The sequence below is a fragment of the Cupriavidus taiwanensis genome, from assembly GCF_900250075.1.
Classification (GTDB): Bacteria; Pseudomonadota; Gammaproteobacteria; order Burkholderiales; family Burkholderiaceae; genus Cupriavidus; species Cupriavidus taiwanensis_C.
In genome coordinates this window covers 1,035,952-1,052,429 of record NZ_LT977071.1, presented here as the reverse complement: position 1 = coordinate 1,052,429, position 16,478 = coordinate 1,035,952, and the positions used below count along the sequence as shown (strand labels likewise).

At 69.1% G+C, this 16,478-nt stretch carries 13 protein-coding genes; 11 read left to right on the top strand and 2 right to left on the bottom strand.

Annotated elements, in window-relative coordinates:
* Positions 1–5 precede the first annotated feature (5 nt).
* From CBM2588_RS21170 to CBM2588_RS21150, 5 genes are all read left to right on the top strand, one after another.
* On the top strand, positions 6–851 hold the full coding sequence (locus tag CBM2588_RS21170) for an IclR family transcriptional regulator (RefSeq protein ID WP_439897455.1): 846 nt from the start codon (positions 6–8) through the stop codon (positions 849–851).
* Positions 852–992: 141 nt separating this feature from the next.
* Positions 993–2,003, top strand: a complete 1,011-nt coding sequence (locus tag CBM2588_RS21165; RefSeq protein ID WP_115682330.1) for a tripartite tricarboxylate transporter substrate binding protein — start codon at positions 993–995, stop codon at positions 2,001–2,003.
* A 41-nt stretch (positions 2,004–2,044) separates the two neighbouring features.
* Positions 2,045–3,223: an acyl-CoA dehydrogenase family protein gene (locus tag CBM2588_RS21160; protein ID WP_115682329.1), complete on the top strand. Its 1,179-nt coding sequence runs from the start codon at positions 2,045–2,047 to the stop codon at positions 3,221–3,223.
* Positions 3,224–3,718: 495 nt separating this feature from the next.
* Positions 3,719–4,948 carry an alpha-hydroxyketone-type quorum-sensing autoinducer synthase gene (gene cqsA, locus CBM2588_RS21155; RefSeq protein ID WP_231942226.1) on the top strand — a complete coding sequence of 410 codons (1,230 nt, stop codon included), beginning with the start codon at positions 3,719–3,721 and terminating at the stop codon, positions 4,946–4,948.
* 51 nt (positions 4,949–4,999) lie between these two features.
* On the top strand, positions 5,000–6,337 hold the full coding sequence (locus tag CBM2588_RS21150; protein WP_115682327.1) for a sensor histidine kinase: 1,338 nt from the start codon (positions 5,000–5,002) through the stop codon (positions 6,335–6,337).
* A gap of 39 nt (positions 6,338–6,376) precedes the next feature.
* On the opposite strand, the gene CBM2588_RS21145 is transcribed toward CBM2588_RS21150, so the two are convergent.
* Entirely contained in the window at positions 6,377–7,591 is a 1,215-nt protein-coding gene (locus CBM2588_RS21145) for a CaiB/BaiF CoA transferase family protein (protein ID WP_115682326.1), read from the bottom strand.
* Between the two features lie 411 nt (positions 7,592–8,002).
* On the opposite strand from CBM2588_RS21145, the gene CBM2588_RS21140 reads away from it, so the two are divergent.
* The 5 genes from CBM2588_RS21140 (at position 8,003) to CBM2588_RS21120 (ending at position 12,529) form a co-directional block, all read left to right on the top strand.
* Positions 8,003–9,028, top strand: a complete 1,026-nt coding sequence (locus CBM2588_RS21140; RefSeq protein ID WP_115682325.1) for an acetamidase/formamidase family protein — start codon at positions 8,003–8,005, stop codon at positions 9,026–9,028.
* A gap of 26 nt (positions 9,029–9,054) precedes the next feature.
* Positions 9,055–9,264 carry a XapX domain-containing protein gene (locus CBM2588_RS21135; RefSeq protein WP_115682324.1) on the top strand — a complete coding sequence of 70 codons (210 nt, stop codon included), beginning with the start codon at positions 9,055–9,057 and terminating at the stop codon, positions 9,262–9,264.
* Between the two features lie 31 nt (positions 9,265–9,295).
* Complete coding sequence (locus CBM2588_RS21130; protein ID WP_012355164.1) at positions 9,296–9,487, top strand: DUF1427 family protein; 192 nt, start codon at positions 9,296–9,298, stop codon at positions 9,485–9,487.
* Positions 9,488–9,585: 98 nt separating this feature from the next.
* On the top strand, positions 9,586–11,949 hold the full coding sequence (locus tag CBM2588_RS21125) for an acetamidase/formamidase family protein (protein WP_439897473.1): 2,364 nt from the start codon (positions 9,586–9,588) through the stop codon (positions 11,947–11,949).
* Positions 11,950–12,031: 82 nt separating this feature from the next.
* The gene (locus CBM2588_RS21120) at positions 12,032–12,529 is read left to right on the top strand and encodes a hypothetical protein (protein WP_115682322.1); all 498 of its coding nucleotides are present in this window, start codon (positions 12,032–12,034) and stop codon (positions 12,527–12,529) included.
* Between the two features lie 9 nt (positions 12,530–12,538).
* Here CBM2588_RS21120 and CBM2588_RS21115 read toward each other — a convergent pair whose 3' ends face one another.
* Positions 12,539–12,970 (bottom strand): hypothetical protein, encoded by a 432-nt coding sequence (locus CBM2588_RS21115; protein WP_115682321.1) that lies wholly within the window; start codon positions 12,968–12,970, stop codon positions 12,539–12,541.
* A 410-nt stretch (positions 12,971–13,380) separates the two neighbouring features.
* Here CBM2588_RS21115 and CBM2588_RS21110 point away from each other — a divergent pair, with 410 nt between their 5' ends.
* On the top strand, positions 13,381–16,476 hold the full coding sequence (locus CBM2588_RS21110) for an acetoacetate--CoA ligase (RefSeq protein WP_115682320.1): 3,096 nt from the start codon (positions 13,381–13,383) through the stop codon (positions 16,474–16,476).
* Positions 16,477–16,478 lie beyond the last annotated feature (2 nt).

Genomic DNA, 16,478 nt, shown 5'->3' with positions numbered 1-16,478 from the left:
CCAGCATGGAACCCAAGCAACCACCGCACAGCATGGACCGCCACCCGGAACCTCTGCCCCTGCCAGGCCTGGCCAGCGAGGATGCCCTCGCCACCGACCGCCAGTTCGCCACCAACCTGGCGCGCGGGCTGGAGGTGCTGCGCGCGTTCACGCCGTCCAGCCCGGTGCTGGGCAATCAGGACATCGTGGCGCGCACCGGGCTGCCCAAGGCGACGGTGTCGCGGCTGACGTACACGCTGGGGCTGCTGGGCTTTCTCAGCCGCGTGCCCGGCAACCAGAAGTACCGGCTCGGCGCCGGGGTGCTGGCGCTGGCTTACCCGATGCTGGCCGGGCTGGCGATCCGCCAGGTGGCCCGGCCCTACATGGAGGCCATCGCGCGCGAGACCGGCTGCACCGTGAACCTGGGCATGCGCGAGCGCCTGTCGGTGGTCTACGTCGACAGTTGCCGGCTGGATCCCGGCAACTTCTACCAGCCGGACATCGGCAGCACGCGCCCGCTGCTGGCCAGCGCGATCGGCCGCGCGGTGCTGCTGGCGTGCAGCGCGGACGAGCGCACGGCGCTGCTGAACCGGCTGCGGGTCGAAGACCCGCAGCGCTTCAGCCAGGAGCGCCAGATGTGGACGGAGGACCAGCAGCACTTCCGCGCGCACGGCTATTGCCTGAGCCGCGGCGAGTGGCGGCCCGAGATCCATGCGATCGCGGCGCCGTTGCGCCAGTCGCTGCACCAGGATCCGTTCGCGCTGAACTGCACCATCGCGGCATCGCGCAACCGCGACAACCTGCTGGAGCGCGAGGTGGCGCCAAGGTTGCGCGAAGCGGTGCGGCAGATCGAACTGAGCTGCGCGCGCTGACCCGTTACGGGACAGTGGCGCGACGGCGCAGCCTGCCGGCAATGTCGCCGGCAGGGCCAGGACCAGCGGCCCGACAGAGGCCTGCATCAGACCGACCTCGCGCCCGGCAACGTCCCGGGCGCAGGCAACCAAGGAGACAAGATGGATGCCTTTTACCCATGGCGCCGGCTCGCTGCCGGCATGCTGGCCGGCGCCGCGCTGACACCCGCGGCAACGCTGGCCGCCGCCGACGACGCGGCGCGCTTCCCGGACCGCCCGGTGCGCATCATCGTGCCGTTCTCGGCGGGCGGCGTGGTCGACTCGGTCACCCGCATCACGGCCGAAAACATGGCCAAGGTGCTGCAGCAACCAGTGATCGTCGAGAACAAGACCGGCGCCGGCGGCGCCATTGGCGCCGACCTTGTCGCCAGGGCACCTGCCGACGGCTATACGCTGCTGGCGGTCAGCCCCAGCTACGTGGTCGGGCCGCTGCTCAATCCGTCTTTCCAGGGCCAGGGCAAGGGCAAGGGCGGCAAGGACTTCCGCGCCGTGGCCGGCATCGGCGCGGTGCCCAACGTGATCGTGGTGCCGGCCTCGTCGCCGCTGCGCACGCTGCCGCAACTGCTCGACGCGGCACGCAAGAAGCCGGGCACGCTGACCTACGCCAGCGCGGGCATCGGCACCTCCAACCACCTGTCGGCGGAATTGCTTGCGCAGATGACGCACGTCAAGCTGACCCACGTGCCCTACAAGGGCCAGCCCGAGGCGCTGAGCGACCTGCTGGGTGCGCGCGTGTCCATGATGGCGCTGACCTCCGCCATTGCGCGCCAGCAGGTGCAAAGCGGCAAGCTGCGCGCGCTGGCGGTGACCTCGGCCAAACGCACGGCGGTGCTGCCGGACGTGCCGACCGTGGCCGAGGCGGCGCAGTTGCCGGGCTATGAAGTGGGCGCATGGTTCGGGCTGGTGGCGCCGCAGGGCACGCCGGACGCGGTGGTGCGCAAGCTGGCCGAGGCCGCCGCGCGCGCCACCGCCGACCCGGCCACCGCGCGCCGCCTGGGCGAACTCGGCATGGACCTGGCCCCGCAACCCGCGGCCGCGTTCGACCGCTTCCTCGATGCCGAAACCAAAAAATGGACCGGCGTGCTGAAGACCGCTGGCATCACGGCACAGTAGCCGCGCCCCCACCACCCTCAACCCGCCACCGGAAACCCTCCATGATCCGCGACTCCGCCCGCCAGCAAGCGCTGCTTGCCGAACTCCGCCGCTTCGTGCTGGAAACCTGCATCCCGCTCGAGGCGCAGATCGACCAGACCGATGTCATCCCCGAGCCCGTGGTCGAGCAGATGCGCCGCCTCGGCCTGTTCGGCCACAGCATTCCGGAAGCCTACGGCGGCGCCGGCCTGACCACCGAAGAGCTGGCGCAGGTGAACATCGAAGTGTCGCAGGCGGCCACGGTGTTCCGCGCCCGTTTCGGCGGCAACACCGGCATTGCCTCGGAGTCGCTGGTGGCCGACGGCACCGAGGCGCAGCGCCAGCGCTACCTGCCGCAGCTGGCGTCGGGCAAGGTCACCGGCTGCTTCGCGCTGACCGAACCGGAGGCTGGTTCGGATGCCACCGCGCTGCAGACCACCGCCAGGCAGGACGGCGACCACTACGTGCTGAACGGCAGCAAGTGCTTTATCACCAATGCGCCGATCGCCGACCTGTTCACCGTGTTCGCCCGCACCGACCCCGTGATGCCAGGCGCGCACGGCATCAGTGCCTTCCTGGTCGAGCGCGGCACGCCGGGCCTGAGCACCGGCGAGCCGGAGCGCAAGATGGGCCAGCACGGTTCGCCCGTGGGCGACGTCTACCTAAAGGATTGCCGCGTGCCGGCCAGCGCCATCGTCGGCGGCAAACCCAATGCGGGCTTCAAGACCGCGATGAAGGCCCTGAACAAGCAGCGCATCAACCTGGCCGGCCTGTGCGTGGGGCCGGCGATCCGTCTGGTCGACGAGATGGTCCGCTACGCGGCGCAGCGCCGCCAGTTCGGCAAGCCGATTGCCGACTACCAGCTGGTGCAGCAGATGATTGCCGACAGCAACACCGAACTGCACGCCGCCCGCGCGCTGGTGCTCGAGACCGCGCGCAAGCGCGATGCCGGCGAGGACGTGACCATGGAGGCGTCGATGTGCAAGCTGTTCGCCTCCGAAATGGCCGGCCGCGTGGCGGACCGCGCGGTGCAGGTGTTCGGCGGCAGCGGGTATATGGCCCGCACCGTCGCCGAGCGCTTCTATCGCGATGTGCGGCTGTTCCGGCTGTATGAAGGCACCACGCAGATCCACCAGCTCAATATTGCCCGCCGCACCCTGGAAGCGCGCGGCGCCGCGCTGGAGGGTGCCGGCGCAGGCTGATTGCCGGATCTATGCACTACGGCGGGGCGGGCCTGTGCGCGTGCACGGCCGCGCCCCCTGCCCGACGCGCGGCCACCACGGCCGCGCAGCAGCAAGCCAATCCACTCCACAACAGCGCCCCGGGCCGCCCAGCGCCCGGCATCGCGCCCGCGAAAGTGCTCACTAAAGCATATTTCGTTGCGAAAAATCCCCGCTGAATCCGGCCCGCCTTGCGCTGCCGCGTGACCGTTCTATCCCGTCCACCTAGTCTGCATGCAGACGTTGGATTGGTGGAAGTCCCGTCACAATCCTTGGCTAAGACTGGCACAGTGGTCGCTACACGAAAACGCGTCCCATGGCACGCCGGCAGCCGGCGCGCCACCAGGGAACATTGCGCCCGGCACCCCCCACGCATGGGCGGCTGGCTTTGGCGCAAACGCCATGCAAGCCTTGCCGCTTCCCTCCGATTCATATTTATCTGTTGAAGGACGACCGATGCTCTCCGAAGCCGCGCCTGTGCAATCCCGCCACCATGCCTCCCGCAGCAAGGCCCCGACCCTGCCGCCCTGGATCACCACGCGCATGGCGCAGCATTTCGAGGAACGCATGGGCAAGCTCTGGGGCGGGGACCACCTGCTGCACGGGCTGACGCCCGGACCCGACGCGCTGCACCTGAGCAGCAACGACTACCTGTGCCTGCTGGGCGAAGCCTCGCTGGCGCAGGCGCAGGCGCGGGCCTTTGTCGATGACGCGCCGGAGCTGCTGATGTCGTCCGTGTTCATGCACGGCGATACGCCGCAGCGGCGGGTCGAGCGCAAGATCGCGGACCTGATGCAGGCCGAGGACGGGCTGATCGCCCAGTCCGGCTGGGCCGCCAACGTTGGCCTGGTGCAGTGCATCGCCGGCCCCGGCATTCCGGTCTATATCGACATGAACGGGCATGCCTCGCTGTGGGAAGGCATCATCGCCGCGGGCGCGCAGGCGGTGCCGGTGCGCCATAACGATTGCGATCATGTACGCCGCCAGCTGGAGCGCTTCGGCCCGGGCGTGATCATGGTGGATTCGGTCTACAGCACCACCGGCAGCGTGGCGCCGCTGGTGGACTATGTCGAACTGGCCGAGGCGTCCGGCTGCGTGCTGGTGGTGGACGAATCGCACTCGCTGGGCACGCATGGCCCGCGCGGCGGCGGGCTGGTGCCGGCGCTGGGGCTGTCCGAGCGCGTGCATTTTCGCACCGCGTCGCTGGCCAAGGCCTTTGCCGGGCGCGCCGGCTACGTGGCCTGCTCCACTGCCTTCAAGGATTTCTACGCGGTGGAATCGCGGCCGGCGATCTTCAGCTCGGGGCTGCTGCGCCACGAGATCGCGTGGTTCGACGCGGTGACGGACTTCATTGCCGGCGCGGACGAGCGCCGCGCGCGCCTGCATGCGATCACCCGCGAGACCCGCAACGCGATCGCCGCGCTGGGCTACAACATCAGCGAGGGATCCGAGCAGATCATCGGGCTCGAGGCGGGCACCGAGCCGCAGGTGAAGGTGCTGCGCGACGCGCTGCAGCGGCGCGGCATCTTCGGCGCGGTATTCTGTGCGCCGGCCACCCCGAAGAACCGGGCATTGATGCGACTTACGCTGCATGCGAAACTTGGCGCCACCGAAATCGACCGCCTGGTCGGTGTGCTCGCCAGCATCCGCGACGAAGTCCGGCTGGAAGAGTGGTCCTCGACGCGCCGGGCACGGCGCAAGTCCTGAAAATCCCACAAGCGGGCCGATCGCAGGAATCCGCGAGGAGTAGTCCTGGAGATGGATGCAAAGGTAGCGCAAGCCGAGGACGGCCGCCCCAACCTTGCCGGGCTGGCGCGCCAGGCATGGCAGGCCGTGTTCGAGACCGCCGCGCGGGCCACGCTGCTGGACGAGGAAAGCGTCATCCGCCTGCGGCGGATCCAGATGGTGGGCGCGCTGGGCGTGGTGGGGCACCCGCTTTACTACGTGATCTGGTCCTATGTGTTCCCGCAGCCCTATGAAAACCTGTGGCTGCGGCTGGCCTGCACCGCGCTGTTCGTGCCGCTGCTGTTCGCCTCGGCGTTCTCGGGCCGGCGCTGGCTGCCGCCCTATGCGCTCTTTGCCATCACGATAGGCCTGCCGTTCGCCTTTATCTTTTTCTACCTGGAGAACGGCGGCTCGATGGTGTGGGCCGAATCGGTGATCATCGCCGTGGTGATCCTGTATCACTTCAACACCGCCTTCGCCACCATTGCCCTGTTCTCGGGCGCGGCGGCCGCGATAGCGCTGTTCGTGCTGGCCGGCAACTCCATGGGCGGCATCCCGTGGGAGCCGGTGCTGCTGCAGTTGCCGGTGATCGGCTTCGTGATCGCGGTGCTGGTGGTGATCAAGATGGACCGCCAGCTGCTGGCCGAGCAGAAGCGGCGCGGCATGGCCGCCGCGCTGGCGACCGTCGCGCACGAGCTGCGCACGCCGCTGACCAGCCTGGCCATGACCGCCAGGGGCCTCAAGGCCCGGCTGCCGGCGGCGTTGGACCAGGACACGCCGCAGCGCGACGGCCTGATGCAGGCCGTGGCCCGGATGGAGTCAGACCTGGCCCATATCAGCAACAGCATCGAACTGCTGGTGGCCAACTCCAAGAACCCGGAAAACGCCACGCAGGCACTGTTCGAAGTGGGCGAGGTGATCCGCGACGCCGTCGGCCGCTTTCCGTTCGAACCGGGCGACATGGAACGGGTCACGGTGGACCTGCCCGGCCGCGCCTACGTGATGGGCAACGCCCAGCTGTTCGGCCTGGTCACGACCAACCTGCTGAAGAACGCGCTGGAAGCAATCCGGCGCGCCGGCAAGGGCACCATCCATATCCGCTGCGAGGTCGAGCCCGACGCGGTCCACGTGGTGTTCCGCGACACCGCCACCGGTGTGCCGCCGCAGGTGCTGGCGCGGATGTTCCAGCCCTTCTTCTCCTATCCCGCGCACCGCGGCACCGGCATCGGCCTGGCGTTCTGCCAGAAGGTGCTGGGCAGCTGGGGCGCCGGCATCAGCTGCCGCTCCGAGGAACACGTGTTTACCGAGTTCGACATGCGCTTCCCGCGCAAGGGCAAGTGGCCGGAGCCGCAGCAGCCTGACGCGTCGTAGCCCGCGCCGGTCAGCCACCGGCGCGGCTTGCGCCGGCCCTTACACCACGCCGGCCGCCTTGAGCGCGGCCACCTGCCCCGCATCCATGCCGAGCAAATCGCCCAGCACGCGCTCCGTGTCCTGCGACAGCAGCGGCGGCGCGGCGCGCACCGGCACGCGTTCGCCGTCGAGCCGGTACGGCGGCGCCAGCACTTCCACACGGCCGGTCTCCGGATTGGGCAGTTCGGCCAGCAGGCCGGCTTCGGCCGAGCGCCGCGAGCGCAGCGCCTCGAGCAGCCCCAGCACCTCGCCGCACGGAATGCCGGCGGCGCTCAGGCGTGCCAGCAGCAGCTCGCGCGGGCGGCGCGCCAGTTCGGCGCGCAGTTCCGGCAGCAGCGCCTGGCGGTTGGCCGAGCGGCCGGTGTTGGTGGCGAAGCGCTCGTCGGCGGCCAGGTCCGGGCGCTCGATCACCTCGGTGCAGAAGCGCTGGAACTGCGCATTGTTGCCGACCGTGATCACCAGCGGGCCATCGGCCGCGTCGAACACGCCGTAGGGCACGATCGACGGATGGGCATTGCCGTACTTGGGCGGGTCCTCGCCCATCAGCAGCGCCTCCAGGCCGTAGTAGGCGGTGATCATCAGGCCGCAGTCGTACAGCGCCATTTCCACGTGGCGGCCCTGGCCGGTGCGCTGGCGGTCGTACAGCGCGGCCAGCACGGCCTGCGCCGAATACATGCCGGTGAACATGTCGACCACCGCGGTGCCGAACTTGAGCGGTCCCTGCCCTTCCTCGCCATTCAGCGCCATCAGGCCGGCCTCGCCCTGCACCACCAGGTCGTAGCCGGGGCGGGTCGCCTCCGGGCCGTTGCTGCGGTAGCCGGTGATCGAGCAATAGACCAGCCCCGGGTTGATCGCCTTCAGCGCCTCGTAGCCCAGCCCCATCTTGTCGATGCCGCCGAACTTGAAGTTCTGCACCAGCACGTCGCACTTCGCCGCGAGTTCGCGCACGATGCGCTGGCCTTCGGGCTGCTGCAGGTCGATGCCGATGGACTGCTTGTTGCGGTTGGCGCTGTTGAAGTAGGCGGTGTTGCGCGTGCCCACGCGCAGGCCCCAGTCGCGCGTATCGTCGCCGCGGCCGGGGTGTTCGACCTTGATGACCTCCGCGCCCAGGTCGCCCAGCGCCTGCGTGCACATCGGTCCGGCCAGCACGCGGGACAGGTCCAGCACGCGCACGCCAGCCAGCGGCAGGCGCGGGGATTGATTGGTGTCAGCCATGCGGCGATCTCCTTGTGTGTGTCTCTCCCGGGCTTGCGATGGATCGGCCCGGGCTTCGCCCGGATTTTGCACTGTCAAGGCGTGGTCGACAATTCCATGGATCATTGACACGGTGTCAACCAAAAATTAACACTCCGCCGCCGCCAGCCAGATGGCGGCGGCGTACAGCGGGTTTACCTTAGTGCGCGGCAACACAAGAGTTTGGGGGGAATCGCCCTACTGCCCTTGCCCGCGCCATCCCTAGTATTGACTCACCGCGGCGACGCAAGCCCCGCCAGCGGGAACAGGCAAGACCTGCCTGCCACGCATCGCCAGCATCCCTGACCACCTCGTCGAAGCCAGCCGCTCACCCGCTGAACGGCTGCGGCTGCGGTCGCGGATACGGCGGAAAAAAGAACCAAGGAGACAACCATGCTGCACGACCTGCCCGCCCGCCCGGAGACCATCCACTGGGGCTACTTCGATGCCACCCAGGCGCCCGCGCTGACCGTGAAGAGCGGCGACCTGATCCGCGCCGAAGCGGTGACCCACCATGCCGGCGACGCCCCCGACCTGATGATGGACGACGCCATCCGCGAGATCTACCGCAAGATCCCGCACGACGACCGCCACCCGGGCGTGCACATCATGACCGGGCCGATCTATGTCGAAGACGCCAGGCCGGGCGACGTGCTGGAGGTGCGCTACCTGCAGATGATTCCGCGCTTCCGCTTCGGCGCCAATGTCGCCGCCAGCTGGGGCCAGCTGTACAAGGAGTTCGAGAAGGAACGGGTCACCATCTACGAGCTGGACCAGGCCTCCAACACCGCGCATGCGCTCTACGCCTATGACTATCCCGGCAAGCTGACCATCCCCGGCAAGGTGGTCGACGAGCGCGAATGCTGCCGCCAGCCGGCGCTGGCCGGCGTGCGTGTCCCGGTGCGGCCGCACCTTGGCACCGCCGGCGTCGCACCCGACGCGCGCGGCCGCGTCACCACGGTCGAGCCGGGGCTGCATGGCGGCAATATCGACAACTGGCGCATCGGCGCGGGCGCCACCATGTACTACCCGGTGCAGGTCGACGGCGCGCTGTTCTCGATCGGCGACCCGCATATCTCGCAGGGCGACGGCGAAGTCAGCGGCACCGCGATCGAGGCCTCGCTGAACGTGCTGTTCCAGATCGTGCTGCGCAAGGACTTCCATTTCCCCTCGCCGCTGCTGGAAACACCGGACTGCTGGGTGGTGCATGGCTTCCATGAAGACCTCGACGAAGCCGGCCGCAACGCGGCGCGCGACATGATTCACCTGCTGACCGAGCAACAGGGGCTGTCGCGCGACGATGCCTACTCGCTGATGAGCGTGTCGGCGGACTTCGGCGTGACCCAGGTGGTCGATGGCACCCAGGGCATCCACTGCACCATGCCGCGCACCATCTTCCCGCCCAAGGGCAAGGGCTGAGCCGGCACCATCGACGGAGAACGCGCATGCAATACGTCTACATAGGCCGCAACGAACTGGTGGCGCTGGTGGTCGGGCTGGTGACCGGCACCCTGTATTCCTGGCTCGACCTGCCGATTCCCGCGCCGAATGTCACCGGCGGGATCTGCGCGATCCTGTTCACCTACATCGGCTACCTGATCGTGCACGCGTGGCGCCGGACCATCGCCTTCGGGCGGCCGCCGGCCAGCCACTGAATCATCGCAACTCATGCGTTGGGGGAATGACATGGTGGAAATCGCATTGGGCAGTACCGAACTGCAGGCCGCGGCCGTTGGCCTGGTGACCGGTCTTCTTTACACTGCGGTACGGGCGCCGATACCGGCCCCGAACGTGCTGGGCGGCATCTTCGCCATCTTCGGCACCTTCGCCGGCTTTGTCCTGGTAGCCGCGATGCGGGGGCAGCTGCTGATCGGCTAAGGCATCGCCGGGCCTTCGCCAGCAACGTTGCGCCGGCGCGGCGGACCGCCATGTCCGCCGCGCCGGCGCTGTGGCAGTCAGACGCCAGGGAGGCTCCATTGCATCTGCAGCGTTTTTCCACCGAAGCCTATCCGCGCAACCGGCGCGGCGCCGCATGGCGCGACGAACTCAGGGCCGCGCGCCTGCAGTGCGAAAGCCTGTGCGCGGACCACACCCTGCACGGCACGATCCAGTCGCGCACCACGCCCGCCGGCATCGGGCTGACCTGCATCGCGTCGGTGCCGCAGACGCTGGCCATCACCGCCGGCGACGGCCGCGGCCTGATGCTGCTGATGCTGACCGAAGGTGAAGCCCACCTCGCCAGCCCGGACCTGCGCCAGCCGCTGCGTCCCGGCCAGGTGGTCTGCGTGCCCGAGCACGCGGCGCGCAAGGTGGCGCTCACCACCGCTTTCCGGCTGCTGACCGTGCATATCGGCCCGGCCCTGCTGCATGCGCGCATCACCGCGCCGTTGCCGCGCTCGGCGCTGGTGCTGGACGGCGACGCGGCGGAACTGTTCGCGCGCCTGCTGCAGTCCATGGCGGCCAGCATCGACACCCTGGTGTCCGCCGACGACCGCGCGGTGCAGCCCTTCGACAGCACCATCGTCGCCTGCCTGGGCGCGGCCCTGTCTGACAACCAGCCGAGCGCGCCAGCGGACATGACGCCGTCGCGCGCGGCGGTGTTCGCGCGGGTCTGCAGCCGCATCGACGCGCGCCTGGCCGAGCCCGAGCTCAGCCTCAGCGCCATCGCCGCGGACGAACACATGTCGGCGCGCTACCTGCAGAAGCTGTTCGAGAAGTCCGGCAGCAGCTTTTCCGCCTACCTGCGCACCAGCCGGCTGGAGCGATGCCGCGCCGACCTGGGCAATGCGCAGTACGACAAGCTCTCGGTCTCCGACATCTGCTATCGCTGGGGCTTCAACGATCCTTCGCACTTCAGCCACGCGTTTCGCGAGCAGTTCGGGATCTCGCCGCGCGCCTACCGCGAGCAGGCCGCGGGCACCCCTGCGCAACGCCCGCCGCTGAATGTGTCGCGCGGGCTGCCGGCCGATGCCAGGCGCGGCCCCGCGCCACAGCGCGCCCCGGCCAACGACGGTGCGCGCGCACGTGCGCTGCCCGCGCCGTCCGTGGTCCCCATCACCCAGGCCCGCTCGCACGCGGCGCGTCCGGAAGGCCGCCACCACTGGCTGCAGGCCACCGACAAGACCGTGCACTGGGGCTACCTGAGCCACCAACTGCCGCCCGTGCTGGAAGTGATGTCGGGCGACACCGTCACCATCGAAACGCTGACCCAGCACGCGTCGGACGACCGCGAGCGCATGATCGACGGCGACCCCGGCGCCGAAAGCGTGTTCCACTGGACCGCCGAGCAGAAGAACGTCGACCGCCGGGGCGCCGGCCCGATCGACGCCTCGGTCTACGGGCGCGGTGCCGGCGAGGGCTTCGGCGTGCATATCTGCACCGGCCCGGTCGCGGTGCGCGGCGCCATGCCCGGCGACGTGCTGGAGGTGCGCATCCTCGACGTGCGCCCGCGCCCGTGCGCCAACCCGCGCTTTGCCGGCCGCGCCTTCGGCAGCAATGCCGCGACGTGGTGGGGCTTCCACTACCGCGACATGCTGACCGAGCCGCGCGAGCGCGAAGTGGTGACGGTGTTCGAGATCGACTGCGAACGCGCCGACGGCTGCGCCCGCGCCGTCTACAGCTTCCGCTGGACGCCGCAGCGCGATCCGTTCGGCGTGCTGCATCCCACCATCGACTATCCCGGCGTCCCGGTCGACCACGACACCATCGTCAAGAACCACGACGTGCTGCGCGATATCGAGATCCCGATCCGGCCGCACTTCGGCGTGATCGCTGTCGCGCCCGCGCAGGACGGCCTGATCGACTCGATCCCGCCCTCCAGCTTCGCCGGCAACCTCGACAACTGGCGCGTCACGCGCGGCGCCAGCGTGTACCTGAAGGTGGCGGTGCCGGGCGCGCTGCTGTCGATCGGCGACCCGCATGCCTCGCAGGGCGATTCCGAGCTGTGCGGCACCGCCATCGAATGCTCGCTGACCGGTGAGTTCCAGCTGATCCTGCACAAGAGCACCATGATCGAACGCGGCGCGCCGTTCGCGGACCTGAGCTATCCGCTGGTGGAGACCGCCGACGAATGGATCCTGCACGGCTTCAGCTCGCCCAACCACCTGACCGAGCTGGGCCAGATGGCGCAAAGCCACATCTACCTGAAGTCCACGCTCGACGACGCCATGCGCGATGCGTTCCGCAAGACGCGCCGCTTCCTGATGACGGTCAAGGGGCTGAGCGAGGACGAGGCGGTGACGCTGATCTCGGTGGCGGTGGATTTCGGCATCACGCAGGTAGTGAACGGCAACTGGGGCGTGCACGCCATCATCAGGAAGGCCTTGTTTACGCGATCGTAAGGGTCTGCGATGACGGGCGCGGGGGCCTGCTGCCGGGCCCTATAGTATTCTCGCGGGTTCCCCGACCCGTACCACGAGATTGATGCCACACACCGAAGACGCGCTTCCCGAGCACGAAGCCTCAGCCATCCACGAACCGCGCCTGTGGCGCGACAAGGGCTGGACCGCCCGCGTGATCAAGAACGAGGATGGTGAAGGCTGGGCGGTCGAGATGATCCGCGACGGCAGCGCCGAGCCGGCGCTGGTCGGCCCCTGGACCATGGGACGCAACAAGGTCGACCCCAAGCCGCTCGACGCCACCGCGCACCAGACCCTGGTCAAGACCGCCTCGGAAGTGATCCGGCGCCATGAGCAGCAGCTGCACGCGCAGCTGAACAAGCAGGTCAGCATCGAAGCCGAAGCCGGCAGCGTGACCGTGAAGCTGGCGATCACGCCCGACGAGTTCGAGCCCTTCGGCACGCTGAGCGCCGAGGATGCCTTCGGCGAGGTGCTGGCCAGCATCAAGGTGCGGCCCGACTTCCGGCTGACGCGCGACAGCGCCGAGCGCTGGGCCGCCAGCGGCTTCGACAAGATTCGCTAGCCCGGACGGTTACTTGCGCAGCCGCAACAGCTCGGCGTAGGAGACCAGCTTGCTTTTTTCCTTGGCCAGCGTTTTGGTCTTGGCAGTCGGGCGCTTCGGCTGGCCGCGCTCGAACTTGGCGGCGGCGCGTTCGTCTTCGCGCGCGTAGGTGCGCGCGGACCTGGCTTCGGCCTTCAGCCGCTCCGCTTCCAGCCGCGCGGCGCTGCGTTCCTCGCGCGCAATATCCTGCGCGGCCGACATGATTTCGGCCCGCAGCAGGTTGCGTCTCTGCCTGGCGGCGGCACGGGCCGCCTGCAGTTCTTCCTTGCGCTGCCGCAGCCAGTCCCTGCGGTTGACCGGCGCCGGCCTGGCTTCGGCCGGCACGCTCAGGCGCAGGGCCCGGCTGAGCGAAACCTGGTCGGTCCGCCGTGCGCGCCGCGGCGTTTCCTTCCCATTACTCACGCTGCATGACTCTCCTGACACCGCACGGGTGCCGCCTGCGTCTCGTCCATGGATGTCGTTGAAACCATTCACCAACCTTACCACAGCGACAAAAGCCGCTTGCCCGGTTTCCAGGGCAGCGAAGCGCGATGGCAATCCGCGTTGCTCCGCACTATCCGGTATCGGATTCATCACACGCCACCGGGCTGGAATCTAGTGGCGGGGGCAAGGTCATCCGCTGATACGGGCCAGCGAACGATCCTGAACGCCGCGCCGGCACGCGCGCCGCGGCGCAAGCGAGCCCTGCACGACGCCTGCCTGCCGGTCATGCGTGCGATGACGCACAGACCAGAATTCGCCAGCCATTAATCTCGACCCCATGAACGCGCCATCACTTCGAATGGCGTGCGCCGGTCTCTCAGGAGCATCGGATGGATCGATTTTATTTGTTGGACGCCTCGTTCTGCCCGAGCGTCAACCAGGGTCGCACTCCCATTTACGCCAGCTCGCCCGAGCGCGCCGTGGCGTCGCAGATGACCGCGTTTACCGCGGCGCTGCAGGCGTGTACTGGCCAGTCGTTTCACCGCTACGGCGCGCTGCACGATTTCTCGGTACGGGAATACCGGACTTTCTGGCGCTGCTTCCTGCAGTGGTCAGAGGGGCTGGCGTGGTCGGGCAGCCCAGAACCGGTCTGCGTCGGCGACGATTGCGAACATGCCCGCTTCTTCCCGAACCTGTTGCTGAACTACGCGGACAACCTGCTAGGGCTGGAAGTCGCTGGGCCCGACGCCCCGGCGCTGACCGCCTGCCACGCCGATGGCCGGCGTGAGCGCCTGACCCGGGGCGAACTGCGCGAGCGTGTCGCGCGCGCGGCACATGCCTTGTCGCAACTGGGGCTGCGCGAAGGGGATCGCGTGGTGGCCGTGATGCGCAACGACGCCGAGGCCATCGTCGCCGCGCTCGCCGTGACCGCGCTCGGCGCCACGCTGTCCACCGCCGCCGCCGAGATGAGCGTCGAGACCCTGCTCGACCGCTTCGCCCCGCTGGCACCGCGGTTGCTGCTCGCGCACACCGCGCAGCGCGCCTTCGACACCGGCATCCCGCTGGCGGACAACGTCGCCGGCCTGGCTGCCGCGCTGCCTTCGCTGCAGGGCATCATCCAGCTCGACGACGGCGCCTTGCCGGCCACCGTCAGCCAGCCGGTCCATGCGCTGGCGGACCTGATCGGCCGTGGCGATGCAGAGCAGTTCTCCTTCCAGCGCTTTGCGTTCAACCATCCGCTTTTCATCATGTTCTCGTCGGGCACCACCGGCAAGCCCAAGTGCATCGTGCACGGCGCCGGCGGCAGCCTGCTGGAGCACCTGAAGGAGCACCGGCTGCACTCCGACCTGCGGCCGGGCGACCGCATGTACTTCCACACCACCTGCGCGTGGATGATGTGGAACTGGCAGCTGTCGGCGCTGGCGTCCGGGGTCGAGATCGTCACCTATGACGGCCCGATCGCCACGGTCGACGCGTTGTGGCGGCTGGTTGCGGAAGAGCGCGTCACGGTGTTCGGCACCAGTCCCGCCTACCTGAAGATGTGCGAGGACGCCGGCCTGGTGCCCGGCCAGCAGTTCGACCTGGGCGCACTGCGCGCGATGATGTCGACCGGATCGGTGCTGTTCGATGCGCAGTTCGAATGGGTGCGCGATCACGTCAAGGCGTTGCCGTTGCAGTCGATCTCCGGCGGCACCGACATCCTCGGCTGCTTCGTGCTGGGCAATCCGAACCTGCCGGTCTATGCGGGCGAAGCGCAGTGCAAGAGCCTGGCGCTCGATGTGCAGGCGTGGGAACACGGCGCGCCCACCAGCGGCATCGGCGAGCTGGTGTGCGCCAACCCGTTCCCGTCGCGGCCGCTGGGCTTCTATGGCGACATCGACGGCCAGGGCTTCCACAAGGCGTATTTTTCGGCCAACGCGGGCGTGTGGACCCACGGCGACCGGATCGAGTTTCCGCCCGAAGGCACGGCGCGGCTGCATGGCCGTTCCGACGGCGTGCTCAATGTGCGCGGCGTCAACGTCGGGCCGGGCGAGATCTATCGGGTGCTGCGCGATATCCCGCAGATCCGCGAGGCGATGGTGGTCGAGCAGCGCGCGCAAACGGCACCGCCCGACCGCACCCACGCGCAGCGGTACGAGCAACGCATGGTGCTGCTGCTGGTCTTGCAGCACGGCGTCGCGCTGACCGGCGCGCTCGCCGCGCACGTGCGCCGCGAACTGGCGCGCCGCGCCTCGCCCACCCATGTGCCCGACCGCATCCTGGCCGTGCCCGAGCTGCCGGCCACGCATAACGGCAAACTGTCCGAAGCGGCGGCGCGCAATGCGGTCAACGGCCTGCCGGCGGGCAACGCCGCGGCGTTGCGCAATCCGGACTGCCTCGACGCCATCCGCAATCATCCGGTCCTGAACCTGGCGGCGCGCGAACTGCCCGCGCCCGGCACATCGCGCGAGCAGCTCGAACGTCATCTGCAGGCCCTGTGGGAGCGCTTGTTCGATTTCGCCCCGATCGGCCGCGACGACAATTTCTTCGACCTCGGCGGACATTCGCTGCTGGCCGCGCGGCTGCTGGCGGACGTGCACCAGTCGACCGGCCGCACGATCCCTCTGGCGACACTGCTGTTCGCGCCCACCATTGCAGGCCTGGCCGCGGCCATCGACGAAGCCGCGTCCCCGCGGACTTCGCCCAACCTGGTGCCCGTGCGCGGCGGCACCGGCTCGCCGCTGTTCCTGGTGCATGGCGCGAGCGGCTCGGTGATGGAGTGCTGGGGCATGATCAACGCGCTGCGCACCTCGCGCCCGGTCTATGGGCTGCAGGCACGCGGGCTTGACGGCGAACAGCCGACGCAGCGGCGTGTCGAGGACATGGCGGCCAGCTATATCGAACAGATCCGCAGCCTGCAGCCGCGCGGTCCCTACGCGCTGGCCGGCTACTCGTTCGGCGGGCTGGTGGTGTACGAGATGGCGCAACAGCTGACCCGCGCCGGCGAGCAGGTCGAGCTGCTGTGCCTGCTCGACACCTATGTCTGCGAGCACTTCCTGCCGTGGCGCAATTGGATGCGCTACTGCTGGAACTATCCCGGCTGGCAGCTGCGCAAGCTGCGCGCGGTGCCGGCGGCACAGCGCGTGCGCTACCTGAAATACGCGCTGCGCCGGGCCGCGGAAGGTGTCGGCATGCGCCGCGGCGGCATCACCTGCAAGCCCGACGCGTTTACCGAATCGCTGCCGCCGGCGCTGCGGCAGGTGCGCGAGACCATGGTGCGCGCCATGACGACCTATCGGCCGCGGCCGTACCATGCCGGCCCGGTGCTCTACCTGCGCGCCGCGGTCAGGCAGCAGCAGCGCGGCGATCCGCTGTCGCTGTGGCGGCGCGTTGCGCTGGGCGGGCTGACCATTGCCGAGGTGCCCTGCAGCCATTTCGACCTGGTGCTCGAACCCAACCTGCAGGCGGTGGCGGCGATCCTGGACGAAGGGCTGGCGGGCGCGTGACG